This window comes from Pseudomonas sp. GW821-FHT09H03 (assembly GCF_059415945.1).
Map to the genome: position 1 here is coordinate 328,275 of NZ_JBWKOF010000003.1, position 24,620 is coordinate 352,894.

At 60.2% G+C, this 24,620-nt stretch carries 18 protein-coding genes and 3 pseudogenes; 7 read left to right on the plus strand and 14 right to left on the minus strand.

What is annotated here, in order from left to right; genetic code table 11:
• Positions 1 to 121: 121 nt before the first annotated feature.
• The 6 genes from gcsR to arcD (AC07OG_RS06420) form a co-directional block, all read right to left on the minus strand.
• Positions 122 to 1,630 (minus strand): transcriptional regulator GcsR, encoded by a 1,509-nt coding sequence (gene gcsR / locus AC07OG_RS06395; protein ID WP_060539659.1) that lies wholly within the window; start codon positions 1,628 to 1,630, stop codon positions 122 to 124.
• A 200-nt stretch (positions 1,631 to 1,830) separates the two neighbouring features.
• Positions 1,831 to 2,193 carry a DUF5064 family protein gene (locus tag AC07OG_RS06400; protein WP_060539660.1) on the minus strand — a complete coding sequence of 121 codons (363 nt, stop codon included), beginning with the start codon at positions 2,191 to 2,193 and terminating at the stop codon, positions 1,831 to 1,833.
• Between the two features lie 12 nt (positions 2,194 to 2,205).
• On the minus strand, positions 2,206 to 3,135 hold the full coding sequence (arcC, locus tag AC07OG_RS06405; RefSeq protein ID WP_060539661.1) for a carbamate kinase: 930 nt from the start codon (positions 3,133 to 3,135) through the stop codon (positions 2,206 to 2,208).
• A gap of 191 nt (positions 3,136 to 3,326) precedes the next feature.
• Positions 3,327 to 4,337, minus strand: coding sequence for an ornithine carbamoyltransferase (locus AC07OG_RS06410; RefSeq protein WP_060539662.1), 1,011 nt, complete (start codon positions 4,335 to 4,337; stop codon positions 3,327 to 3,329).
• Positions 4,338 to 4,413: 76 nt separating this feature from the next.
• On the minus strand, positions 4,414 to 5,670 hold the full coding sequence (arcA, locus tag AC07OG_RS06415; protein ID WP_060539663.1) for an arginine deiminase: 1,257 nt from the start codon (positions 5,668 to 5,670) through the stop codon (positions 4,414 to 4,416).
• A 33-nt stretch (positions 5,671 to 5,703) separates the two neighbouring features.
• Positions 5,704 to 7,131, minus strand: coding sequence for an arginine-ornithine antiporter (gene arcD / locus AC07OG_RS06420; RefSeq protein ID WP_060539664.1), 1,428 nt, complete (start codon positions 7,129 to 7,131; stop codon positions 5,704 to 5,706).
• Between the two features lie 433 nt (positions 7,132 to 7,564).
• Between arcD (AC07OG_RS06420) and arcD (AC07OG_RS06425) the strand changes: the two genes are divergently transcribed.
• The gene (gene arcD / locus AC07OG_RS06425; protein ID WP_060539666.1) at positions 7,565 to 8,992 is read left to right on the plus strand and encodes an arginine-ornithine antiporter; all 1,428 of its coding nucleotides are present in this window, start codon (positions 7,565 to 7,567) and stop codon (positions 8,990 to 8,992) included.
• Positions 8,993 to 9,308: 316 nt separating this feature from the next.
• Here the strand turns inward: arcD (AC07OG_RS06425) and AC07OG_RS06430 are convergent, their stop codons facing one another.
• The 8 genes and pseudogenes from AC07OG_RS06430 to gap all read right to left on the minus strand — a co-directional run bounded on the left by AC07OG_RS06430 (position 9,309) and on the right by gap (position 18,425).
• Positions 9,309 to 10,064 (minus strand): methyl-accepting chemotaxis protein, encoded by a 756-nt coding sequence (locus AC07OG_RS06430; protein ID WP_442962688.1) that lies wholly within the window; start codon positions 10,062 to 10,064, stop codon positions 9,309 to 9,311.
• A 102-nt stretch (positions 10,065 to 10,166) separates the two neighbouring features.
• A pseudogene (locus AC07OG_RS06435) lies at positions 10,167 to 11,513 on the minus strand (methyl-accepting chemotaxis protein); the annotation flags it as partial.
• 136 nt (positions 11,514 to 11,649) lie between these two features.
• Positions 11,650 to 12,039 carry a YbaN family protein gene (locus AC07OG_RS06440; protein ID WP_060539668.1) on the minus strand — a complete coding sequence of 130 codons (390 nt, stop codon included), beginning with the start codon at positions 12,037 to 12,039 and terminating at the stop codon, positions 11,650 to 11,652.
• Between the two features lie 158 nt (positions 12,040 to 12,197).
• On the minus strand, positions 12,198 to 12,800 hold the full coding sequence (locus tag AC07OG_RS06445; protein ID WP_495066489.1) for a biliverdin-producing heme oxygenase: 603 nt from the start codon (positions 12,798 to 12,800) through the stop codon (positions 12,198 to 12,200).
• A gap of 112 nt (positions 12,801 to 12,912) precedes the next feature.
• Positions 12,913 to 15,477 carry a TonB-dependent receptor gene (locus AC07OG_RS06450; RefSeq protein ID WP_495066490.1) on the minus strand — a complete coding sequence of 855 codons (2,565 nt, stop codon included), beginning with the start codon at positions 15,475 to 15,477 and terminating at the stop codon, positions 12,913 to 12,915.
• Positions 15,478 to 15,599: 122 nt separating this feature from the next.
• Entirely contained in the window at positions 15,600 to 16,565 is a 966-nt protein-coding gene (locus tag AC07OG_RS06455; protein WP_060539671.1) for a FecR family protein, read from the minus strand.
• 111 nt (positions 16,566 to 16,676) lie between these two features.
• Positions 16,677 to 17,195, minus strand: coding sequence for an RNA polymerase sigma factor (locus AC07OG_RS06460; RefSeq protein ID WP_495066491.1), 519 nt, complete (start codon positions 17,193 to 17,195; stop codon positions 16,677 to 16,679).
• Between the two features lie 228 nt (positions 17,196 to 17,423).
• Positions 17,424 to 18,425: a type I glyceraldehyde-3-phosphate dehydrogenase gene (gene gap, locus AC07OG_RS06465; protein ID WP_218424596.1), complete on the minus strand. Its 1,002-nt coding sequence runs from the start codon at positions 18,423 to 18,425 to the stop codon at positions 17,424 to 17,426.
• A 220-nt stretch (positions 18,426 to 18,645) separates the two neighbouring features.
• On the opposite strand from gap, the gene edd reads away from it, so the two are divergent.
• The 6 genes and pseudogenes from edd to AC07OG_RS06495 form a co-directional block, all read left to right on the plus strand.
• The gene (edd, locus tag AC07OG_RS06470) at positions 18,646 to 20,472 is read left to right on the plus strand and encodes a phosphogluconate dehydratase (protein ID WP_495066492.1); all 1,827 of its coding nucleotides are present in this window, start codon (positions 18,646 to 18,648) and stop codon (positions 20,470 to 20,472) included.
• On the plus strand, positions 20,469 to 21,428 hold the full coding sequence (locus AC07OG_RS06475; protein WP_060539675.1) for a glucokinase: 960 nt from the start codon (positions 20,469 to 20,471) through the stop codon (positions 21,426 to 21,428). The genes edd and AC07OG_RS06475 overlap by 4 nt, the downstream gene beginning before the upstream one ends.
• A gap of 175 nt (positions 21,429 to 21,603) precedes the next feature.
• The gene (locus tag AC07OG_RS06480) at positions 21,604 to 22,335 is read left to right on the plus strand and encodes a response regulator (RefSeq protein ID WP_060539676.1); all 732 of its coding nucleotides are present in this window, start codon (positions 21,604 to 21,606) and stop codon (positions 22,333 to 22,335) included.
• Positions 22,325 to 23,794, plus strand: a complete 1,470-nt coding sequence (locus tag AC07OG_RS06485) for an ATP-binding protein (RefSeq protein ID WP_060539677.1) — start codon at positions 22,325 to 22,327, stop codon at positions 23,792 to 23,794. The genes AC07OG_RS06480 and AC07OG_RS06485 overlap by 11 nt, the downstream gene beginning before the upstream one ends.
• Before the next feature lie 139 nt (positions 23,795 to 23,933).
• Positions 23,934 to 24,107: pseudogene (locus AC07OG_RS06490) on the plus strand (sensor histidine kinase); the annotation flags it as partial.
• Positions 24,108 to 24,125: 18 nt separating this feature from the next.
• A pseudogene (locus AC07OG_RS06495) lies at positions 24,126 to 24,299 on the plus strand (sensor histidine kinase); the annotation flags it as partial.
• Positions 24,300 to 24,620: the final 321 nt, after the last annotated feature.

Here is a 24,620-nt window from a genome sequence, read left to right on the forward strand (position 1 = left end):
CCTGTGGGAGCGGGCTTGCTCGCGAAGGCTGTGTGCCAGTCAACATATTCGTCGACTGATACACCGCCTTCGCGAGCAAGCCCGCTCCCACAGGGTTCGCGTGAATCAGAGATGAACGGTTTCAGGCCTTGTTGGGAATCCCGTACTTGCGCAGCCGATGGGCGATAGCGGTGTGGGAGGTTTGCAGGCGGTTGGCCAGTTGGCGGGTCGAGGGGTAGCTGGCGTAGAGTTTTTCCAGCAGGGTTTTCTCGAACTCCTCCATGGCCTGTTCCAGGCTGTCGACTTGCTGGTCGTTCTGGCGGGCCACCGAGGTGCCGGCGATGTCGAGGTCGCCGATGTCCACCAGAGTGCTTTCGCAAATGGCCGCGGCGCGGAAGATCACGTTCTGCAACTGCCGCACATTGCCCGGCCAGCGATTACCCAACAACGCCGGATAGGTGCCCGGTGCCAGGCGGCAGACCGGGCGCTGGATTTGTGCGCAGGCCTGCTGCATGAAATGGCGGGCCAGCAGCAGAATGTCCTGGCCGCGTTCACGCAGTGGCGGAACCTCGACATTGAGCACATTGAGGCGATAGAACAGGTCTTCGCGGAACTGGCCTTCGCTGACCATTTTTTCCAGATCGCGGTGGGTTGCGCTGAGGATCCGCACGTTGACCTTGACCTCGCGATCACCGCCAACCCGGCGAAAACTGCCGTCGTTGAGAAAACGCAGCAGTTTCGCCTGCAAATACGGCGACATCTCGCCGATCTCGTCGAGAAACACCGTGCCTTGGTTGGCCAGTTCCATCAGCCCCGGCTTGCCTCCCCGTTGCGCGCCGGTGAAGGCGCCCGGGGCATAACCAAACAGCTCGCTCTCGGCGAGGTTCTCCGGCAACGCCGCACAGTTCAACGCCAGGAATGGTGAACTGTGGCGTGCGCTGATGGCGTGGCAAGCGCGGGCCACCAGCTCTTTGCCGGTGCCGGTTTCGCCCTGAATCAGCAGCGGTGCATCGAGGGCCGCTACGCGCTGGGCGCGGGCCTTGAGGGTGCGGATCACCGGGGATTCGCCGAGCAGCGCGTCAAACCCTTCGGCATGATCATGGTGCAACGCCGACAGGCGCTCGCCGATGCGGTTCGGTTGATACAGGGTCAGCAGGGCACCGGCATCGGTGATTGGCGTGGCGTCGAGCAGCAAGGTCTGGCCGTTGACGGTGATTTCCCGCAACGGCAGGCGGAAGCCCTGTTCGAGCAACGCGTCAAGCAAGGCCGGGTCGTTGAACAATTCAGCGATGCTTTCCCCGGCCGGTTCACGGCCGTACAGGGCGATCAATGCCGGGTTGGCCAGCAACACCTTGCCGGCACTGTCCAGCGCCAGCACCGGGTCGGTCATGGCCGCCAGCAAGGCATCGAGCTGCAAATGCCGACGCTGGCCGGGCAGGATATCCACCACCGTCACCGCTTGTACGCCGCGCACGCTGAACAGGGCATCGCGCAGCTCTTCGAGGACTTGCGGGCTCAGGGTCGGGGCGTCGATGTAGACATTGGGCGGAACCATCTCCACCGCATCCAGATTGAGATTGCGCCCGCCGAGCAGGGCCAGGACTTCCTGGGTGATACCGACGCGGTCGATGAAGCTGACGTGGATACGCATGGGGCGTTTTTGGTTCTGAGGTGCGGAGGGTGGCAATTATGCCTTGGTGCGCAGGGAAGGTGAAATTCAGCGCAGGACTTGGGGGGGGTGATACGACCCATGTGGGAGCGGGCTTGCTCGCGAAGGCGGTGTGTCAGTCACTATCTGAATCGACTGGCACACCGCCTTCGCGAGCAAGCCCGCTCCCACAAGGTCGGGGGTTATTCGAAGTGCTCGGGGTTTACCGGGTCGCCGGATTTCATGTTCAGCTGCTCCCGGATGTCTTCAAACATCATGTCGTAATGCTTGTGTACCGACGCAATGGTGCTCTTCTCCTTGGGAATGCCGTACTTCTCGGCGATTTTTGTCACGTTGTTGGCGAAGTTGTACGCTTCCTCCTTGGGCAGGAAGAACGGCTCGCTCATGTCCTTGCCCTGAATGTTGCCATGCATGGTGAACTGGATGCCTTTGTCCCCTTTGGGGCCCTTACTGACTTCGTAGTCGATGTGCAGGTTGTAGCTGACATCATCCGGGGTCAGTGCGTGACGCTCGATGTGTAAATGACCTGGCTCAAACTGTGCCATAGACGTCTCTCCTTATGAGTAAGTAATGCCAGGTGTCGCTGTGCTGATTCGGGTGCCGGCGGTGCCCTGGACGATGGCTTCAATGTCCGAGAGTGAGCCGATGACCGCGACTTTTCCAGTATGGCGCGCAAATTCGCAGGCTGCCTGCACCTTCGGCCCCATGGAGCCTGCGGCGAAGCCGAGTTTTTCCATTTCATCCGGGTGAGCCTGGACGATGGATTTCTGCGTCGGTTTGCCAAAGTCGACAAATGCAGCGTTGACGTCGGTGGCAATTACCAGCAAATCGCCTTCAAGCTGTTCGGCCAACAGCGCCGAGCACAGGTCCTTGTCGATCACCGCTTCCACGCCCTCGAGCTTACCGGGGCTGGTATACATGGTCGGGATGCCGCCACCGCCGGCGCAGATCACGATGCTGCCTTTTTCCAGCAGCCACTTGATCGGGCGGATTTCGAAAATTCGTTTCGGTTTCGGGCTGGCGACCACTCGGCGATATTTATCACCGTCCGGGGCGATGGCCCAACCTTTTTCGGCGGCCAGTTGTTCTGCTTCGTCCTTGGCATACACCGGGCCGATGGGCTTGGTGGGATTCTTGAACGCCGGGTCGTCGGCATCGACTTCGACCTGGGTCAGCAGGGTCGCGAAGGGCACTTCGAAGTCCAGCAGGTTGCCCAGTTCCTGTTCGATGATGTAGCCGATCATGCCTTCGGTTTCAGCGCCGAGCACGTCCAGCGGATAGGGTGAAACCGGGGTATAGGCCGCCGCTTGCAGTGACAGCAGGCCTACTTGCGGACCATTGCCGTGGGCAATGACCAGTTGGTTGCCGGGATGGATCTTGGCGATCTGCTCGGTGGCAATGCGGATGTTGGCGCGCTGGTTGTCAGCGGTCATGGGCTCGCCCCGGCGGAGCAGGGCGTTACCGCCCAGAGCAACGACGATACGCATGGTGCATGTCCTTCTAAGCAAAGAGTTTGCAAGTAACGCGGTCTCCCGGTTGAAATCGGGCCAGTGTGGGAGCGGGCTTGCTCGCGAATGCGATGTATCAGAAAACAATGATGTTGACTGACACTGCGCATTCGCGAGCAAGCCCGCTCCCACATTTGACCCTTTTACTTCAGTGGGAGCCGAATCAGCCGTTAGAGGTCAGCCAGGGTCGACACCAGAATCGCCTTGATGGTGTGCATGCGGTTTTCCGCTTGCTCGAAGGCGATGCAGGCCGGCGACTCGAACACGTCATCGGTCACTTCGATGCCGTTCTTCAGGTTCGGGTACTGCTCGGCAATCTGTTTGCCGATCTTGGTGTCGCTGTTGTGGAACGCCGGCAGGCAGTGCATGAACTTGGTGCGCGGGTTGCCGGTGGCTTTCATCAGTTCGGCATTGACCTGATACGGCAGCAGTTGCTGAATGCGCTCGGCCCAGGCTTCAACCGGTTCGCCCATGGAGACCCAGACGTCGGTGTGAATGAAGTCCACGCCCTTGACCGCGGCTTTCGGGTCTTCGGTGAGGGTGATGCGGGCGCCGCTTTCTTCACCGTACTTTTTGCAGCGGGCTACCAGGTCGTCCAGCGGCCACAGGGCTTTCGGCGCGCAGATGCGCACGTCCATGCCGAGCTTGGCGCCGATCAGCAGCAGCGAGTTGCCCATGTTGTTGCGCGCGTCGCCCAGGTACACGTAGCTGATCTCATGGATGGGCTTGTCGGCGTTTTCACGCATGGTCAACACGTCGGCGATCATCTGGGTCGGGTGGTATTCATCGGTCAGGCCGTTGAACACCGGCACGCCGGCGAACTTGGCCAGCTCCTCGACGATTTCCTGCTTGAAGCCACGGTACTCGATGGCATCGTACATGCGCCCCAGCACGCGGGCGGTGTCCTTCATGCTTTCCTTGTGACCGATCTGCGAGGAGTTCGGGTCGATGTAGGTGACGTTGGCGCCCTGGTCGTAGGCTGCAACTTCGAACGCACAGCGGGTGCGGGTCGAGGTTTTCTCGAAGATCAGTGCGATGTTGTTGCCTTTGAGGTGTTGCTGCTCGGTGCCGGTGTACTTGGCGCGTTTGAGGTCGCGGGACAGGTCGAGCAGGTAGCGCAATTCGCGAGGGGTGTGGTGTTCCAGGCTCAGCAGATTGCGGTTATGAATATTGAACGCCATTTTGCTTCTCCTAAAAAGTATCGGTTGTCCCCCTGGCCGCGCTTGCTTTGGGGCAGCGCGGGCCAAGGTTGTCAGGTTAGTAGTCGATCGGGTCGCGGATGATCGGGCAGGTCATGCAGTGACCGCCGCCACGGCCGCGGCCGAGTTCTCCGGCGCTGATGGTGATCACTTCCACACCTGCCTTGCGCAGCAGGGTGTTGGTGTAGGTGTTGCGGTCGTAGCCGATGACCACGCCCGGTTCCACCGCCACCACGTTGTTGCCGTCGTCCCATTGCTCGCGTTCGGCGGCGAAGCTGTTACCGCCGGTTTCAACCACACGCAGCTCCTTGAGGTTGAGTGCCTTGGCCACGGTGTCGAGGAAGTTGGTTTCCTCGCGACGAATGTCGATACCGCCCGGCTTGCTTTCGTCGGGACGCAGGGTGAAGGCGACGATCTGGTTCACCACTTCCGGGAAAACGGTTACCAGGTCGCGGTCGCAGAAGCTGAAGACGGTGTCCAGGTGCATTGCCGCGCGGGATTTCGGCAGGCCGGCGACTATCACTTTCTCTACGGCTTTTTTCTGGAACAGATTCACCGCCAGTTGGGCGATGGCCTGGCGCGAAGAGCGTTCGCCCATTCCGATCAACACCACGCCGTTGCCGATAGGCATCACGTCGCCACCCTCCAGGGTGGAGTTGCCATGATCCTGGTCCGGGTCGCCGTACCAGATCTCGAAATCGGCTTTGGTGAACTCGGGGTGGAATTTGTAGATGGCGGTGGTCAGCAGGGTTTCCTGACGGCGTGCCGGCCAATACATCGGGTTGAGGGTAACGCCACCATAGATCCAGCAGGTGGTATCGCGGGTGAACTGGGTGTTGGGCAGCGGTGGCAGAATGAAGCTGGTGTGGCCGAGGAAGTTGCGGAACATCTCGATGGCCTTGCCACCGAAGCTGTCCGGCAGATCGTCACCGGAGACGCCGCCGATCAGGAACTCGGCGATATGGCGCGGCTCCAGGCTGCGCAACCACGAGTTGGTTTCATTGATCAGGCCAAGGCCCACCGAATCCGGGGTGACCTTGCGTTGCAGAATCCAGTCCAGGGCCTCGGGGATGGCGACGATATCGGTCAGCAGGTTGTGCATTTCCAGCACGTCGATATTGCGTTCACGCATTTTGGTGACGAAGTCAAAGTGGTCGCGCTTGGCTTGTGCCACCCACAGCACATCGTCAAACAGCAGTTCGTCGCAGTTGTTCGGGGTCAGCCGCTGATGGGCAAGTCCTGGGGAGCAAACCATGACTTTGCGCAGTTTGCCGGCTTCGGAATGGACGCCGTACTTAACTTTTTCCGTGGTCATTTCAGTGATCCTCCAGATGACAAAACAGTTGCATTACAGGGTCAGGAAGCCGTCATAGAGTCCGTAGGCCGCCACCAAGGCGCCCACGACGACTGCGGCGAACATAAGCTTCTCGACGTTGGTGAAAACCGGTTTGTTGAGTTCCAGCTTGGCCTTGGCGAACAGGATCACGCCGGGGGCATAGAGCAAGGCGGAGAGCAGCAAGTACTTGATACCGCCGGCATACAGCAGCCAGACCGCATAGATCAGGGCTACGGCGCCAATGATCAGGTCCTTGCGCCGCTGGCCCGCGGCGCCTTCATAGGTTTCACCACGCACTGCCAGCAGCAGGGCATAGGCCGCAGACCACAGGTAAGGCACCAGAATCATCGAGGTGGCGAGGTAGATCAGCGACAGGTAGGTACTGGCGGAGAACAGCGTGATCACCAAAAACACCTGGACCATGGCGTTGGTCAGCCACAGGGCGTTGACCGGTACGTGGTTGGCGTTTTCCTTGCGCAGGAACTCCGGCATGGTGTGGTCCTTGGCTGCGGCGAACATGATCTCCGCGCACAGCAGTACCCAGGACAACAGTGCACCCAGCAGCGAGATGATCAGGCCGACGCTGATCAGTATCGCGCCCCAGGGACCGACGATATGTTCCAGTACGGCGGCCATGGACGGGTTCTGCAGTTTGGCCAGTTCCGGCTGAGTCATGATGCCCAGCGACAGCACGTTCACCAGCACCAGAAACAGCAGCACGGTAACGAAGCCTATTACCGTGGCTTTACCCACGTCGCTGCGTTTTTCCGCGCGGGCGGAAAAGATGCTTGCGCCTTCAATGCCGATGAACACCCACACGGTGACCAGCATCATCTTGCGCACCTGATCCATCACGCTGCCCAGGTCCGGGTTTTTCAAGCCCCAGATGTCAGCAGTGAAGATATCCAGCTTGAACGCGAACAGGGCAATCAGCATGAACAACAGCAGCGGTACGATCTTGGCGACGGTGGTCACCAGGTTGATGAACGCCGCTTCCTTGATCCCCCGCAGCACGAGGAAGTGCACGGCCCAGAGCAACACCGACGCACCAATCACAGCTGCTACGGTGTTGCCTTCGCCGAAAATCGGGAAGAAATAACCCAGGGTGCTGAACAGCAGCACGAAGTAGCCCACGTTGCCCAGCCAGGCACTGATCCAGTATCCCCAGGCGGACGAGAAACCCATGTAGTCGCCGAAGCCGGCCTTGGCGTAGGCGTAGACCCCGCCGTCCAGATCAGGCTTGCGGTTGGCCAGCGTCTGAAAGACAAACGCGAGAGTCAGCATGCCGACGGCGGTGATTGCCCAGCCAATCAAAATCGCGCCGACATCAGCACTGGCGGCCATGTTCTGTGGCAGAGAAAAGATCCCGCCACCAATCATCGAACCAACGACCAGCGCCACCAACGCGCCGAGTTTCAGTTTTCCGGGAGCTTCCGACATTGCATGACTCCATGCGGGAGAAAAGAGACAGCAGACTAGGTCTGTTAGCCATTCAAACAACTGATTCAGATCAGTGCTTGTTCACATTCCGTTGCTAACTCCGAGACGTTGCCACGCGCTGGAGCGACTCGCTGAAATGCCTGTTCCAGAGGCCTCTGTAGTGTTTGCTAAACTTTTTATAGTTACCGCGATTAATGAAGCTAGTTCTTTTTGGTTAATCCGCAAATTTTCCCGGATCTCTAGTACAAATTCGGCATGCCTGCAGAAAATGTTTGAAGAAAAAATTATAAGAGTGTTTTTTCTGAGATTGTTTTTATATAAAGAGCTTTGGTTGGCGTTATTCGATAAAGGTTATTACGCTTCCCTACATAGTTAACGCCCGTTATATGACGATTTTGCGGCGCCTTGCCGCTCCCCGGGATCTGGAGACCGCATGTCGCAACCGACGCAAAAACTTCGCCTGAACGCATTGATCGCGCTGGTGGTGGGGTCAATGATTGGCGGCGGGATCTTTTCTCTGCCACAGAACATGGCGGCCCGCGCCGATGCCGGTGCGATCCTGATCGGCTGGGCGATCACCGCCGTTGGCATGCTGACCCTGGCCTTCGTGTTCCAGACCCTGGCCAATCGCAAGCCCGAGCTGGACTCCGGGGTGTATGCCTACGCCAAGGCCGGGTTCGGCGACTACCTGGGGTTTTCCTCGGCCTGGGGCTACTGGATCAGCGCCTGGCTGGGTAACGTGGGCTACTTCGTGCTGCTGTTCAGCACCCTCGGTTATTTTTTTCCGGTGTTTGGCGAAGGCAACACACCAATCGCCATCGCCTGCGCTTCGTTGTTGCTGTGGACCGTGCATTTTGTGGTGATGCGCGGAATCAAGGAGGCGACGTTCATCAATCAAGTGACCACGGTGGCCAAGATCGTGCCGCTGATCATGTTCATCGTCATTGCCGCCGTGGCGTTCAAGGCGGACATCTTTACCCGGGACATTTGGGGCCACAGCAATCCGGAGTTTGGCAGCGTGATGGACCAGGTGCGCCACATGATGCTGGTCACCGTGTTTGTATTCATCGGGATCGAAGGCGCCAGCGTCTATTCAGCCCGGGCAGAGAAACGTTCGGACGTGGGGCGGGCGACGGTCATCGGATTTATCGGAGTGCTGGCGCTGCTGGTGCTGGTGAACGTGCTGTCACTGGGGATCATGAGCCAGCCGGAGCTGGCGAAGCTGCAAAACCCGTCGCTGGCCGCCGTGCTGGAGCATATCGTCGGCCCGTGGGGTGCACTGCTGATCAGTGTCGGTCTGGCGATTTCACTGTTGGGTGCCCTGTTGTCCTGGGCACTGCTGTGCGCCGAAATTCTCTTCGCCACGGCGAAAGACAAAACCATGCCGGCGTTCCTGACCCGGGAAAACGCCAACCATGTACCGGTCAATGCATTGTGGCTGACCAATGGGATGATCCAGCTGTTCCTGCTGATTACGCTGTTTTCCGCCGGTACCTACACCAGCCTGATCTACCTGGCATCTTCGATGATTCTGGTGCCGTATCTGTGGTCGGCGGCCTACGCGTTTTTGCTCAGCGGGCGCGGCGAAACCTACGAACAGGCTGCGGTCGAGCGCAGCAAGGACCTGGTGATTTCCGCCATCGCCCTGGCCTACGCCGTGTGGTTGCTGTATGCCGGCGGATTGAAGTATCTGCTGCTCTCGGCGTTGCTGTATGCCCCCGGGGTGATCCTGTTTGCCAAGGCTCGACACGAGCAGGGCAAGCCCCTGTTCACCCTCGTGGAGAAAGGCATATTTACCTGTGTGATCAGCGGCGCGGGCCTGGCGGCCTACGGCTTATATAGCGGCTTGTTGAGTTTATGAGGTTGCGGCTGGCCTGCCAGCCGGCCCGGGATAGGCCGGCGGTTTTTTTCGTTGAAGGTCGGACCGCCGCATTGCCCCGTTGGACTACGCAGTAGTCCCAGATTACTGTTTTGGGGCCGCTTCGCGACCCAACGGGGCGATGCGGCGTTCCGACAAGCCCCCTCGCCACACAAGCCAGCTCCCACATGTGCCTCGTTAATGCGATTGATGAACGACGCTAATTGCTGTGGGGGCTGGCTCGCTCGCGATGGATTCAGGTGCGAGCGTTCATTGTCGGAGCGCCCCCCGGAGCAAGCTTGCTCCTGCCAACCCGCCGTTAAACCCGGAACTGATCCATCAGTTTCATCTGGTGCGTGGTCAGGGCGTTTAGCTGGCCGCTGATCTGCGCCGATTCGGTGGCCTGGCCGGTCAGGGTTTCGGTGACGGTGCGGATCGCCGAGACGTTGCGGTTGACCTCTTCGGCCACGGCGCTTTGCTGTTCAGCGGCACTGGCGATCTGCAGGTTCATGTCGCTGATCACAGTAACGGCGTCACTGATTTTGCCCAGAGCCTGAACCGCCTGCTGGATCTGTCCGGCATTGCTGTGGGCCTGGCTCTGGCTCGAATGCATGGTAGCGACGACACCGCGGGTGCCGCTCTGGATGCGTTCGATCACCAGGCGAATTTCTTCGACCGAATCCTGGGTACGCTTGGCGAGATTACGCACTTCGTCGGCGACCACCGCAAAACCGCGACCACTTTCACCGGCGCGGGCAGCTTCGATCGCCGCGTTGAGTGCCAGCAGATTGGTTTGTTCGGCGATGCTGCGAATCACTTCCAGGACCGAGCCGATCTGTTCGCTGTTGACCGCCAGCGCTTCGACCTCCGTCACCGCCTTGCTGACTTCGTTGGCCAGTTGATTGATGTCATGGGTGCTGCGCTCGATGATCGACATGCCGTCGCGCGCCGACTGATCGGCACCCCTGGCGGCATTGGCGGCGTTCGACGCACTGTTGGCAACGTCATGGGCCGTGGCGCTCATTTCGTTGGACGCGGTGGCCACCTGGTCGATTTCGCGGAACTGTACCTGCATGCCTTCGCTGGTCTTGCGGGCGATTTCCGAAGATTGGTCGGCGGTGCCGCGGGCGTCGGTGATGCTCTGCTTGATCTGCGCGATGGTCGGTTGCAGCTTGTCGAGGAAGCGGTTGAACCAACTGACCAGTTCGCCCAGTTCGTCTTTCTTGCTGTAATGCAGGCGCTGGGTCAGGTCACCGTCGCCGCTGGCAATCGCCTTGAGCATTTGCGCCACGCTATCAATTGGCCGGGTGACGCCGGACGCGGTGAGCCAGATCAGCAGCAGGCCGACCAGACCGGCAGCGATCGCCACCGTCAATGCTTTGATCGTACCGCTTTGCTGAGCGTCATCGAGCACCGCTTGCAGCTTCTGCGAGTCGGCAAGCAGCATCTGCTTGGGCAGGTCGATCACCACGGCCCAGGGTTTGGCGTCAGGAATCGGGCTGACCGGGTATACCGCGCGGATCAGGTCTTCCTGATGCAGAATCTTCGGCGCACCGTGACCGAGTGATTGCAGAATGTCCTGCCCTTGAGCACCGAGGGTATCGCCGATGCTCTTGCCTACTTTTCCGGCGTCGACGCTGTAGGCGGCCAAAACGCCAGTGCCGGAGACGATGAGCATGTGCCCGGCGCCGTTGAACAGTTCCCGCTGAGAATTGACGACAGCTGCTTGCAGGACATCGAGGGCGATGTCGATGCCGACCACACCGATCGCCTTGCCATCCACCAGCAGCGGCACGGAAATGCTGGTCATCAACACTTCCTTGTCACCAACGGTATCGGAATAAGGGTCGAGCAGGCAGGTTCGTTTGCTGTCCCGCGGGCAGGTGTACCAGACGTTGTATGGTGTACCGCTGAGATTCAGGGTGGTTTTGGTCAGGTCCTCCTCGACCATGATTGTGTTCAGCGCGTTCCCCCCGGCACGGCTCCAGTAAGTGGCGAAACGACCCGCCTCGTTGGATTGACGGGCTGCGTCGTCGACGAATTCACTGTCCTTGCCGTCCAGGCCATTGGGTTCGAACGCCAGCCAGATCCCCAGCACTTTGCCGTTGCGCTCGAAAGCGCTTTTGAGGCTCTGGTTCAACTCTTCACGCAGGGCGCCGGGCTCAAGGGCGCGCTTGGCGGCCAGAGCGCGCAGGTCCTGGATCTGATCGGCCAGTGCGGTCACCACGGTCAGGGTTTCACCAAAGGCTTTCTGCACCCGCACCGCTTGTCCGGCAGCCTTGGCCTGGAGCAGATCCTGCACGCTGGCGGTGAGCATTGTGCTGCTGGAATCACTGACCAGTTTGTCGTTCTGATCGGTCTGGTAGATGTTCATGCCCACTATCAATGCGACTACACCCAGCAGGCACAGACCGGACAGCAAGACGATTTTCAGGCGGATGGACAGTGAGTCGAACATAGGGCGAACTCGCGGATGAATGAAGGGTTGGCCGTGAGCCGTTGCGGCTCCACACGCTAAATCCATTTAGCGCCATTCAATGCTCATCGGCTTGACAGTGAGGTTGCATGAGTCGCGTCCCGATGAACGGTAACAGTTGATCGTTTGCGCGGAAAAATGTGCCGAAATGAGGATAGAAAACGAGTAAAAATCGCGGTGGGGTTCAGGAGGGTTGCGGCAGCGATTCCGGACGTGACCAGATCCACAGATTGCCCAGGCTCATGCCGGCGATGGCCAAGTAAACCGGCCAGCCGTGATCGAGCATCACCAACATCACCGTGGCGCACAGCAGCATGCTGACCGTGGCGCTGATCTTTGCCCGGCGCGTGATGATCTTGCCGTTGCGCCAGTTAATGAGGATGGGGCCGAACAGACGATGGTTTTCCAGCCAGGCGCTCAGGCGCGGCGAACTTCGGGTAGCGGCCCAGGCGGCCAGCAGGATGAACTCGGTGGTCGGCAGGCCGGGAATGACGATGGCGATCAAGCCGATGCCGAGGCTGACGTAAGCCAGCAAGCCGAAGAGCAGGCGGGTGAGTTTTGAGGTGGCGGGCATGGGCTCAGAGGAGTCGGGCTTGATCGGAATGCTACAGACTTGAACCAGCCCCTGTGGGAGCGGGCTTGCTCGCGAAAGCGGTGTATAAGTCAACATCTTCACGGGCTGACACACCGCTTTCGCGAGCAAGCCCGCTCCCACAAGGGGAAGGTGTCGGGTCAGGCGGCTTCGGTGGTGTACGCCTGCTCGAGCAACACGGTAAAGCGGTTGAACGCGTCGATCGCACCTTGTTCCACTTCAGCTTCTTCCTCGGCGCTGAACTGGAGGCCATCAAGGGTCTTGATAAAGCGCTTCCAGCCTTCAGCACGACCGCCGGCCGGTTCGCCGAGGTGTCGGGCGCCGAAGGTGTCGCTCAGGCCAAGGCTCACGGCACGCTTGATCAGGAACGCGGCGCCCAGCTTCGAGCCCTCCGATACAAAGATCCAGCCCAGTGCCCGGGCTCTGCTCGGGTTGTGCAATGCACCGGCGACGGGGGCCGGCACTTCGGTGTCCAGGTCCGCGAGGTCAGCCTTGGCCGCCTCGGCGCGGCAACGGGCCGGCAGGTCCGGGACTATCGCGGTGAGTTCAGCATCGTTGTACAGCGACACCAGCTCCGACTGGAACAGATACTGCGCCACCACGAAGCGGGCGAAGTTGGCCTGGGTTTCGAACGGCGAGTGGGCTTTGACCAGGGCGTCGAGTTTGCTGTGCGGTTCGTGGGTGATCTGGTTCAAACGTTGCGAACGCAGGTTGGAGCGTTGAGCGGTGTCCTGGGTGGTCATGGCAAATCCTTGGGAAAGAAGAGGCGCTTGGTAACGAGACGAATAAGCTGGCGCCTGACAGTAAAAAATCCCCGGCGGGCGGTTTCCTCAACCGCCGCCGGGCGCGACCGGATCAGATATCCCAGATCAGGTTGATCGCGAAGTTGCGACCCGGCTGGGTCAAGCGATCCAGGTTGGCCGGTTGCGTCACCGAGGCTTCGCCGACACTGTCGTAGCCGCGCACGTCATCCCACAGCCAGTACTTCTTGTCGGTCAGGTTGTAGACGCCGCCGCTGACGGTCACATCGTCGGTCACCTTGTAGAAGGCGCTCAGGTCCACAATGCCGAAGCCCGGGGTCTTGAACTGGGTGCTGGTGCCGTCCGGGGTCTTGAAGCTGCTGCTGTCGACGCGATCTTTTTTCTTCACCAGGGTCCAGCTGAGCAGGCCGCCATAGTTGTCCTGGTCGTAGCCGAGGCCGAACACGCCGGTCAGCGGGTTGACGCTGTTAAGCGGCTCACCGTTGTCGTCATTGCGACCGTAGGCATAGGCCACCGAGCCCTGGGTATACAGACCCTGGGGTGCGCCGAAGGCATCGAGGTTCAGGCGGCCCTTGATTTCAGCGCCCTTGATGGTGGCGTGTTTGATGTTGTTGCTCTGGAAAGTCATCTCGGTGTAGCCGGGAGTGATGGCGTTCTCGTCGATGAAGTCGCGGTATTTGTTGTAGAACACCGCCACATCGAAGGTGCCCGCTTCGAACTGGCCACGCAGGCCGGTTTCATAACTCTTGCTCTTTTCCGGTTCCAGATCCGGATTCGGTGCGACCTGATAGCCGCCGGCGAGGTTTTCGAACCGTCCATACAACGCCTTGGCGGTTGGTGTACGGAAGCCTTCTGCGTATTGGCCGTACCAGGTGTAGTGATCGTCGAAGCTGTAGGTGGTGCCGAATTTCGGCGACAGTCGATGCCAGGTTTTGGTTTTGTCGCTCACTTCGCCGTTACGGCTCTGGTCGGCGGTGGCCAGGAACTCGTCGGTAATATGCGGCTTGAGTTCGGTGTAGTCGTAGCGGGCGCCGGGCAGGAAGGTCCAGTTGCCCCAACTGATCTGATCCTGGGCAAACAGGCTATAGCTGTTGATGGTCGGGTCCGGGAAGTCGCTGGCGGGTGTCAGCGTGTCGGCAGCGCTGGGTGCACCGATGAGCCGGCAGGCTCCCGCTACGGTCAGGCAGGTGCCGGTACCGGTACGCAAACCGGTGACTTTGTCCTGCTTGATGGTGGTGCCGTAAGTCACGAGATGGTCGGTGTCGGCGATGGCAAACGACTTGTCAGCCTGGGCATCGAATACCCATTGGCGATCTTTGTAATTGGTATCGCGGTTACGCAGCACTGTTCGAGATGGCGCGTAGATTTCTTCGGTGCTCTGGTCGGTCTTGGCGATCTGGTAGTTCAGCGACCACTTGATGTTGTCGGCCAGTGCGCTGTCCAGACCGAAGCTGTGCTGCAGGCCAAAGCGTTCGCGGGTGATGGTGTCGTTGCCGGTGCGAGCTTTATAGAAGCCGAAACCGCGTCCGGCGTTGAACGGGCCGCCCACAGCGCTCAACTGATTGGTATCGCGGTCATCCTTGTACTTCTCGTACGTCAGGCCGAAGCGTGCGTCGTCTGCGTAATTCCAGCCCAGCTTGGCCAGTACGTTGGTTGTGCGTACGTCCTGGGGGTTGGCTTCGGTGCGGTTCAGGCCCGTACCGCCGGTTTCACCATAGGACTCTGTTTCATGGCCGTTGCGCTGACTGAGGTGTAACAAGCCATCGAACTCGCCGGTGCGGCCAGCCACTGTGCCGGAGGTCAGCCAGCTGTCGTCGGCCGAGCTATAGCCGGTTTTCAAACGCGCGCCGACATCCTTGCCAGGTTTGATGATGTCGTCCGGATCCAGTGTGTAGTAGCTGACCGCACCGCCAATGGCATTGCTGCCATACAACACGGACGCAGGGCCGCGAAGGATCTCCACGCGCTTGACGATTTCCGGGTCGACATAGTTGCGGTTGGTCTGGGCGTAGGGGCCGTTGAAGAAACTGTCGGGTACTTGTACCCCGTCGATCTGGGTCAAGACGCGGTCACCATCGATGCCGCGAATGTTGTAACCGCTGATACCGGCGCGCTGGCCTGTGCCGCCCACCGACACACCAGGTTCGTAGCGCACCAGTTCCTTGATGGTATTGACGTTGTTGCGGTCGAGATCTTCGCGGGTGTAGACGGAGACCGTACTCGGCACGCTGTTCACATCTTGCTCATTACGGGTGGCACTGATGGTCACCTGTTGCAGATTGAGCGTGCTGCTACCGCTGCGCTTTTCCAGGACAATGCTGTTACTGCCCAGTTTGCGATAACTCAGGTCGGTTCCCACCAACAGGCGCTCCAGGGCCTTGTCCGGTGACAGAGAGCCGCGCACACCCGGTGAGGCCACACCTTGTGCCAGCTCGGCGGAAAATCCGACCTGCCAGCCTGTTACCGCAGTAAATGCATTGAGTGCTGACACCAGTGATTGCTGGGGAATGGCGAACGCGTAGTCGCCCATTTTGCGGGTCTGCTGTTCGGCGGTGGTGGCGGCCATCAGCGACGGGGCACCGGCCATCAGGATGGCCGCGGTCAACAGCGACAGCACGCGCGAAGGTGAAGAGGCTGGGCGGGTAAGGCGAGAGGACATCGATAGCGCTCCGTGTCGCACGAATCTTTATAGGTGCTGATTGGCATGCTGAGATGCGAATCAATTGCATTGGCTATAACGAGACGTACGGCGTTTGGCTATCGAGTAAAAATAATTCTCATTCAGTTAAGAATGACCAGGGCCGGGTATTCCTGGAGTTTTGCCGAGGTGATGTGGGCCAGCGAGCGAACCACGTCCAGCGGTTGGTCGAGGCGGTAGTTGCCGGTCACGGCGACATTGGCCAACTGTTCGTTGTTGTTGATGATCCAGCCGGGGTAATAGCGACCAAGTTCGGCCAGCACCTGGTTCAACGGGCAGTTTTCAAACACCAGTCGACCCTGGACCCAGGCCAGTTCGGTGGCGGCATCGAGTTTGGTCGGCCGGTCAAAGCCGTTGGGGCCGATGCGGATACTTTCCCCGGCGCTCAAGCGCAGCCGCGCATTGTCACGGGTGGCACGCAAGTCGACATCGCCACGTTGCACCCTGACCTGCGCCACGCCGTCGAGGTAACGCACGGCGAACGCAGTGTCGTGAACGCTGGCCTTGACCGGCCCGGCGTCGATTTCCAGAGGCTGGCTTCGGTTGGCCTGCACTTCGAAAAACGCTTCGCCCTGATACAGGCGGGCAATCCGTTGTTGATCGTTGATGGTGCTGGAAAACGCCGTGCTGGTATTGAGCAGGACCTTCGAGCCGTCTTCCAGCTGCAGGCGCTGGCGCTCGCCGACCACGGTCAGGTGATCGGCCTGCAGGCGCACCGGCAGGTTGCTGAAACTGAACAGTCCGAGTATCAACACGGCGGCAGTGGCCAGCGGTTTCCAGTGCGGATGCAGGCGCCTGAGCAGGGTGACTTTCGCTGGAAGCACCGCCAGGTTTTGCGCGCACTGCGCTACTTGCGGGCCATCCCAGAGCGCCTGGGCCTTGGCGAATGCCTGTGCATTCAACGGATCGGCGTCCAGCCATGCCTGGAACTGGCGGGTCTGCTCCTCGTCGGGTTTGCCGAGCACGATGAGCCAGTCCAGGGCCTGATCCATCGCAGTTGCGGCGTCCTGTGCCTGGGCGGGCGCAGGGGAGCGGTGGTTGTCCGTCACGGTGTTTCCTCGGCAGTGTCTGTGCACGGCTGTTTTTAGTGAGGCGTAAGGGTAGCAAAGCCCGATTATCAGCGCAGGCGATCCCGGCAGATAGCGAAAAGACCTACAGAATCAGTCGCCATTCAAACGTTCGGCAACGCCGATGCAAATCGACATGATCAGTTTCAGCTCTTTTTGCACGGTGCTCAGCGACACGTTCAACTCGTCGGCGATTTGCTGATAACTGTGCCCGTGCAAGCGGCTGAGGATGAATATCTGCTGCTGGCGGACGCTGAGTTCACTGAGGCTCAGGTTCAGGCGCTCCAGCAGTTGCTCGGCATGGGCGGCGTCTTCGGCGCAGCTGGCAGGGGCGGCGACGCTGTGCATCACTTCCTGGGGAACGTCTTCGACCATGGTGCGCGAATGGATGCGGCGGGCGCGCAGATGGTCCAGCGCCAGGTTGCGCGCCGTCTGGAAGACGAAGGGCTCGAGATGATCGATCGCCCGTTCGCTGAGCGCCCGGGTGACCCGCAGGTAGGTTTCCTGCAACAGGTCCTCGGCGGTGCTGTGATTGTTGACCATCCGTTCCAGCGTGCGCAGCAGGGTCGCGCGCTGGGCGAGGAAAACGTGGTTGAAGCGCGATTGACTCACGGGGGAACCTGATCCATTTCGATTTGAATGATAATGCTTATCATCCGCTTCGGTGGTCAAGCACAGATTTGTGAAAGACTACGCACCCCTGTAGGAGCGAGCCTGCTCGCGATGAGTGCGAAGGCACCGCGTGCCTCCAGGCAGCACGTGTAATCGTTAGCGACCATCGCGAGCTTGCTCGCTCCTACAGGATTTTTGTGGGAACGAGCCTGCTCGCGACAGGTAAAGTCATTGCGCGTTACACAGCGCCAGGCAGTTATCGAGCATGCGGTTGGAGAAGCCCCATTCGTTGTCGTACCAGGCCAGTACCTTGAGCAGCTTGCCGCTGACCTTGGTGTGGTTGGCGTCGAAAATCGACGACAGCGGGTTGTGATTGAAGTCGCTGGAGACCAGCGGCAGGGTGTTGTAACCCAGGATCTTGGAGTGCCGGCTGGCTTCTTTCATCAGCGCATTGACCTCGTCAGCCGTTGCGTCGCGCTTGAGCTGCACGGTCAGATCCACCAGCGACACATTGATCACCGGTACGCGCACCGCCATGCCGGTCAGCTTGCCTGCCAGTTCCGGCAGCACCAGGCCGACCGCTTCAGCGGCGCCGGTCTTGCTCGGGATCATGTTCTGGGTGGCGGAGCGGGCGCGGTACGGGTCGCTGTGGTAAACGTCGGTCAGGTTCTGGTCGTTGGTGTAGGCATGAATAGTGGTCATCAAGCCGCTTTCGATGCCCAGTTCCCGATGCAGCACCTGCGCCACCGGGGCCAGACAGTTGGTGGTGCACGAAGCATTGGAAATAATCTGGTGCGACTGGCGCAGAATGTCGTGGTTGACCCCGTAAACCACGGTGGCGTCGGCGCCCTTGGCCGGGGCCGAGATGATCACTTTGCGCGCGCCGGCCGTAATATGCGCGGCGGCTTTGGCCCGGTCGGTGAACAGACCGGTGCATTCGAATACGACATCTATCTTTTCCGCGGCCCAAGGCAGGTCGGCCGGGTTGCGAATCGCGCTGACGGCGATGCGGTCGCCGTTGACTGTCAGGCTCTCCTGGTCGTGCTGAACATCGGCTTCGAACGTGCCGTGAACGGTATCGTATTTCAGAAGATGCGCGTTGATCGCGCTGTCGCCCAAGTCGTTGATGGCGACGATCTGCAGGTCCTGGCGATAGCCTTGGGTATAGAGTGCTCGCAGGACGTTACGACCGATGCGGCCAAAGCCATTGATTGCGATTCGAAGAGTCATTGAACAGCGCCGCCGTAATTTTGTTGTTGGAATTACAAGATTATTCGCAAAAAAATAGAAAACAAGCGTTTTTAATGGCAATATTTTATTCAATCTACAACGAGTGACCTGAATAAACTGGTCCGACCGATCAAGAAAACCGTCTGTCATTGCATCGACACCCGGCTTTGATCAGCATAGACAATCAGGTCGCCACATCCGTTAGCCTGGAGTTCTACACATGCATCCCCGCGTCCTTGAGGTCACCGAACGGCTTATCGCCCGTAGCCGCGCCACGCGTGAGGCTTACCTTGCGCTCATTCGCGGTGCGGCCAGCGACGGTCCGATGCGCGGCAAGCTGCAATGCGCCAACTTCGCGCATGGCGTGGCCGGTTGCGGCACCGAAGACAAGAACAGCCTGCGGATGATGAACTCCGCGAACATTGCGATTGTTTCGTCATATAACGACATGCTCTCGGCGCACCAGCCGTACGAAGTGTTCCCTGAGCAGATCAAAAAAGCCTTGCGCGAAATCGGCTCGGTCGGTCAGTTCGCCGGTGGCACCCCGGCCATGTGCGATGGCGTGACCCAGGGCGAGCCGGGCATGGAGCTGAGCCTGCCGAGCCGCGAAGTGATCGCGCTGTCTACTGCCGTGGCCTTGTCCCACAACATGTTTGACGGCGCACTGATGCTCGGCATCTGCGACAAAATCGTGCCGGGCCTGATGATGGGCGCTTTGCGCTTTGGTCATCTGCCGACGATTTTCGTGCCGGGCGGGCCGATGGTCTCGGGCATTTCCAACAAGCAGAAAGCCGATGTGCGCCAGCGCTACGCCGAAGGCAAGGCCAGTCGCGAAGAGCTGCTGGAGTCGGAAATGAAGTCCTACCACAGCCCCGGCACCTGTACCTTCTACGGCACTGCCAACACCAACCAGTTGCTGATGGAGGTCATGGGCCTGCACTTGCCCGGCGCGTCCTTCGTCAACCCGAACACGCCATTGCGCGATGCCCTGACTCGCGAAGCGGCGCATCAGGTCACGCGCCTGACCAAGCAGAGCGGCGATTTCATGCCCATCGGCGAAATCGTCGACGAGCGCTCGCTGGTCAACTCGATCGTCGCCCTGCATGCCACCGGTGGCTCGACCAACCACACCCTGCACATGCCGGCGATCGCCATGGCGGCGGGCATCCAGTTGACCTGGCAGGACATGGCCGACCTCTCCGAGGTGGTGCCGACCCTGAGCCACGTCTACCCGAACGGCAAAGCCGACATCAACCATTTCCAGGCCGCCGGCGGCATGTCGTTCCTGATCCGCGAACTGCTGGAAGCCGGGTTGCTCCACGAAAACGTCAACACCGTGCTGGGTCATGGCCTGAGCCGCTACACCAAGGAGCCGTTCCTCGATAACGGCGAGCTGGTATGGCGCGAAGGCCCGACCGAAAGCCTCGACGAAAGCATTCTGCGTCCGGTCGCTCGCGCGTTCTCGCCCGAAGGTGGCCTGCGGGTGATGGAAGGCAATCTCGGTCGTGGCGTGATGAAGGTGTCCGCCGTTGCCCTGGAAAACCAGATCGTAGAAGCACCGGCCATGGTGTTCCAGGATCAACAGGACCTGGCCGATGCCTTCAAGGCAGGCTTGCTGGAGAAGGACTTTGTTGCCGTGATGCGCTTCCAGGGCCCGCGTTCCAACGGCATGCCGGAGCTGCACAAGATGACGCCGTTCCTTGGCGTGCTGCAGGATCGCGGCTTCAAGGTGGCGCTGGTGACCGACGGGCGCATGTCCGGCGCTTCGGGGAAAATCCCGGCGGCCATTCATGTCAGTCCCGAAGCTTATGTGGGCGGCGCTTTGGCACGGGTGCAAGAGGGCGATATCATCCGCGTCGATGGCGTCAAAGGCACTCTTGAACTCAAGGTGGACGCCGAAGAATTTGCAGCGCGTACGCCAGCCATGGGCCTGTTGGCCAACAACATCGGCAGCGGACGCGAACTGTTTGGTTTCATGCGCATGGCCTTCAGCTCGGCGGAGCAGGGCGCCAGCGCCTTTACTTCTGCCCTGGAGACGCTTAATTGAAACTGGCTTTGGTTGGTGACATCGGTGGCACCAACGCTCGTTTTGCGTTGTGGAAAAATCAGCAACTGGAATCGGTCCAGGTGTTGGCGACGGCAGATTTCGCCAGCCCGGAGCAGGCGATCAGCCTCTACCTGAGCGGGCTGGGCCTGGCGCCGGGGTCGATCGGCTCGGTGTGTCTGTCGGTGGCAGGCCCGGTGAGCGGCGATGAATTCAAGTTCACCAACAATCACTGGCGCTTGAGCCGCAAGGGTTTTTGCCAGACCTTGCAGGTTGAGCAACTGTTGCTGGTCAACGATTTCTCGGCCATGGCATTGGGCATGACCCGCTTGCAGCCGGGTGAGTTTCGCGTGGTTTGCGAAGGTACGCCGGAGCCATTGCGCCCGGCGGTGGTGATCGGTCCGGGCACTGGCCTGGGCGTGGGTACGTTGCTTGACCTTGGCGAAGGGCGCTTCGCGGCGTTGCCGGGGGAGGGTGGTCACGTCGATCTGCCTTTGAGCAGCCCACGGGAAACCCAGTTGTGGCAGCACATCTTCAACGAGATCGGCCATGTCAGTGCGGAGACTGCCTTGAGCGGTGGTGGCTTGCCGCGTGTGTATCGGGCCATCTGTGCGGTGGACGGCCATGAACCCGTTCTCGAAACCCCGGAGGCGATCACCGCTGCCGGGCTGGCTGGCGACCCGATTGCCCTGGAAGTGCTTGAGCAGTTCTGCTGCTGGCTCGGCCGCGTGGCCGGCAACAACGTACTGACCACAGGTGCGCGCGGTGGCGTGTACATCGTTGGCGGAGTGATTCCGCGGTTCGCCGATTTTTTCCTCGAGAGCGGTTTCGCCCGGTGCTTTGCCGACAAGGGTTGCATGAGCGATTACTTCAAGGGCATTCCGGTGTGGCTGGTGACAGCACCGTATTCCGGCTTGATGGGCGCAGGGGTAGCGTTGGAGCAATCAATCCCGGCCTGAAACACGATCAAAATGTGGGAGCGGGCTTGCTCGCGAAGGCGTCGTGTCAGTGATATCAATATCGCCTGGCACGACGCCTTCGCGAGCAAGCCCGCTCCCACAGTTGTTTCTGTGGTGTCTGTGAAATCGATGCTTAAGGCATAATCCGCCCAATTCAAACAACAAGGACGCCTCCGTGAGCTCAGTCAACAAGTCGATTTTGTTGGTCGATGACGATCAAGAGATACGCGAGTTGCTGGACACCTACCTGACTCGCGCCGGGTTCCAGGTACGCACTACGCCCGATGGCGCCGGTTTTCGCCAGGCGCTGAACGAGGCGCCGAGCGATCTGGTGATCCTTGATGTGATGCTGCCGGACGAAGACGGCTTCAGCCTGTGTCGCTGGGTTCGTCAGCACCCGCGCCAGGCCCAGGTACCGATCATCATGCTCACCGCCAGTTCCGACGAAGCCGATCGCGTCATCGGCCTGGAACTGGGCGCCGACGACTACCTCGGCAAACCGTTCAGCCCAAGAGAGCTGCAGGCAAGGATCAAGGCATTGCTGCGCCGTGCCCAGTTCGGCCAGGAGCGTAACGGCGGTGAGGTGCTGGCCTTCGATGACTGGCGCCTGGACATGGTCAGCCATCGTCTGTTCCACGTCGACGGCGAAGAAGTGATTCTCTCCGGCGCCGATTTTGCCCTGCTGAAACTATTCCTCGATCACCCCCAGGAAATCCTCGATCGCGACACCATCGGCAACGCCACCCGCGGCCGGGACCTGATGCCCCTGGACCGTATCGTCGACATGGCGGTCAGTCGCCTGCGCCAGCGTCTGCGCGACACCGAAAAACCGCCACGGCTGATCCGCACCGTGCGTGGCAGTGGCTACCAACTGGCAGCCAATGTGGTTGCCAGCAATGGCCACTGAGTTTCTGCGCACACTCGCGGCCAAGGTACCGATGCCGCGTTCGCTGCTCGGGCGCATGTTGCTGTTGACCTTGCTGGCGGTGTTGTTTGCCCAGACGTTGTCGAGCGTGATCTGGGTCTCGCAATTGCGCGCCACGCAGCTTGAAGGCCTGGTCACCAGTGCGCGCAGCCTGGCGCATTCGATGACCGCCAGCGTCAGTTACTTCCGTTCGTTGCCGGTGGCGTTTCGGCCCTTGGTGCTCGACCAATTGCGCAGCATGGGCGGCACCCGGTTCGTGGTGACGCTCAACGACAAACCGCTGGGCATGGAATTGCTCCCGATCACCCCGCGCAAAGAGGCGGTGATCAACGCAGTGGACCAGGTATTGCGCCAGTCCCTCGGCCAGGACACGGACATTTCGGTGGCCTTCGTCAGCCCCGAAGACCTGCGGATTTTCAATGGCGGCCTGAAACTCGACGAACTGCCGCGCTCCTGGGCGCATTACGCGCTGACCCTGGAGCCGGTGAATCCGCCAGTGCTGGTCACGCAGATCCAGATGGCGCCGGGGGAATGGCTGTACATCGCCTCGCTGATGCCCGAGCCCTACACCAGCCTTGAAGAACAGGGCCTGCCAGCGCAGCAGGTATGGTTCATCTTCCTCACCAGCGGCTTTCTGCTGTTGTTCATTGGCTTGCTGGTGCATTGGCAGAGCCGGCCGCTCAAGCGCCTGGCGCGGGCGGCGCGGGATTTGTCACTGGGGGCTGACGTTGAACCGGTGGCCGAGGGCGGCGGCAGTGAAGTGGTCGAGGTCGGGCGTGCCTTCAACACCATGCGCGAGCGGATCAGCCGTTATCTGACCGAGCGCAGCCAGTTGTTCAGCGCGATTTCCCACGACCTGCGCACACCGATTACCCGCCTGCGCCTGCGGGTCGAACTGCTCGAAGATGAAAAGCTGCAAGCCAAGTTCGGCCGTGACCTGGATGAGCTGGAACTGCTGGTCAAGGGTGCGCTGCAATGTGTGAAAGACACCGATATTCACGAAAACATCGAGCCGGTGGATCTCAACCACGTGCTCGATTGTCTGGTGGAACCGTATCTTGCACCCAACGGTAATGGCCGCGTCACCCAGCAAGGGCGGGCGCTGGCGGCGTATCCAGGCAAACCCCTGGCGCTCAAGCGCTGTATCGGCAACCTGATCGACAACGCCTTGAAGTACGGGCAGAACGCGCACCTGCACATCGATGACGATGACAGTGCGTTCATTCTGCATGTCGATGATGAAGGTCCGGGTGTGCCGGAGCAGCGACTGGAGCAGGTCTTCGAACCGCACTTCCGCCTGGCCGGGCAACAGCAGGGGTATGGGTTGGGGCTGGGCATTGCGCGCAACATTGCCCATAGCCATGGGGGTGAGGTGAGTTTGCAGAATTTGCGCGAAGGTGGGTTGCGGGTGACCTTGCAGTTGCCTCGCAGCGTTGACTAGCCCTGTGGCGAGGGGGCTTGCCCCCGTTGGAGTGCGAAGCGCTCCCAAATCGGCCGCCATGTTTTATCTGAAGAAACGAGTTGCCAGGTTTGCGACTGCTGCGCAGTCGAGCGGGGGCAAGCCCCCTCGCCACAGGTCATTGGAGCAGGTCTTCGAACCGCACTTCCGCCTGGCCGGACAACAGCAGGGTTATGGGCTGGGGCTGGGCATTGCGCGCAACATTGCCCATAGCCATGGGGGTGAGGTGAGTTTGCAGAATTTGCGCGAGGGGGGGTTGCGGGTGACGTTGCAGTTGCCTCGCAGCGTTGACTAGCCCCCTCGCCACAGGTCATTGGAGCAGGTCTTCGAACCGCACTTCCGCCTGGCCGGGCAACAGCAGGGTTATGGGCTGGGGCTGGGCATTGCTCGCAACATTGCCCATAGCCATGGAGGCGAGGTGAGTTTGCAGAATTTGCGCGAGGGTGGGTTGCGGGTGACGTTGCAGTTGCCTCGATCGGTGGATTGAGTTTTCGAAGTTTGTGTTTAATCCGAAATCGCTGCCCTCACCCTAGCCCTCTCCCGGAGGGGGAGGGGACCGATTGGGGGATGCTCCAAAATCCATCGACCTGAAATTTTTGTAGCGAATCCATAATCGACTCGATCTTTCAGGTCGATGGAGAGCATCAGACACCTCGGTCGGCTCCCTCTCCCTCCGGGAGAGGGTTGGGGTGAGGGTGCTTTTAAAAAGCGATTTGTCACTGCATGGTGACAATCCATGCCCCCTTCGTTACAAGCCCGCCACCCCCCGTTGTTTAGACTGCCCTCCAGTCATAACAACAAAAAAGGC

Bases quoted from the DNA above. Each gene is read 5' to 3' on its own strand.
- AC07OG_RS06445 (WP_495066489.1), bottom strand. From the start codon at position 12,800: ATGACCACCCAGGACACCGCTCAACGCTCCAACCTGCGTTCGCAACGT.
- gcsR (WP_060539659.1), bottom strand. From the start codon at position 1,630: ATGCGTATCCACGTCAGCTTCATCGACCGCGTCGGTATCACCCAGGAA.
- AC07OG_RS06410 (WP_060539662.1), bottom strand. From the start codon at position 4,337: ATGGCGTTCAATATTCATAACCGCAATCTGCTGAGCCTGGAACACCAC.
- gap (WP_218424596.1), bottom strand. From the start codon at position 18,425: ATGACTCTTCGAATCGCAATCAATGGCTTTGGCCGCATCGGTCGTAAC.
- arcD (WP_060539666.1), top strand. From the start codon at position 7,565: ATGTCGCAACCGACGCAAAAACTTCGCCTGAACGCATTGATCGCGCTG.
- arcC (WP_060539661.1), bottom strand. From the start codon at position 3,135: ATGCGTATCGTCGTTGCTCTGGGCGGTAACGCCCTGCTCCGCCGGGGC.
- AC07OG_RS06485 (WP_060539677.1), top strand. From the start codon at position 22,325: ATGGCCACTGAGTTTCTGCGCACACTCGCGGCCAAGGTACCGATGCCG.
- edd (WP_495066492.1), top strand. From the start codon at position 18,646: ATGCATCCCCGCGTCCTTGAGGTCACCGAACGGCTTATCGCCCGTAGC.
- AC07OG_RS06400 (WP_060539660.1), bottom strand. From the start codon at position 2,193: ATGGCACAGTTTGAGCCAGGTCATTTACACATCGAGCGTCACGCACTG.
- arcA (WP_060539663.1), bottom strand. From the start codon at position 5,670: ATGACCACGGAAAAAGTTAAGTACGGCGTCCATTCCGAAGCCGGCAAA.
- AC07OG_RS06430 (WP_442962688.1), bottom strand. From the start codon at position 10,064: ATGCAGGTACAGTTCCGCGAAATCGACCAGGTGGCCACCGCGTCCAAC.
- AC07OG_RS06440 (WP_060539668.1), bottom strand. From the start codon at position 12,039: ATGCCCGCCACCTCAAAACTCACCCGCCTGCTCTTCGGCTTGCTGGCT.
- arcD (WP_060539664.1), bottom strand. From the start codon at position 7,131: ATGTCGGAAGCTCCCGGAAAACTGAAACTCGGCGCGTTGGTGGCGCTG.
- AC07OG_RS06450 (WP_495066490.1), bottom strand. From the start codon at position 15,477: ATGTCCTCTCGCCTTACCCGCCCAGCCTCTTCACCTTCGCGCGTGCTG.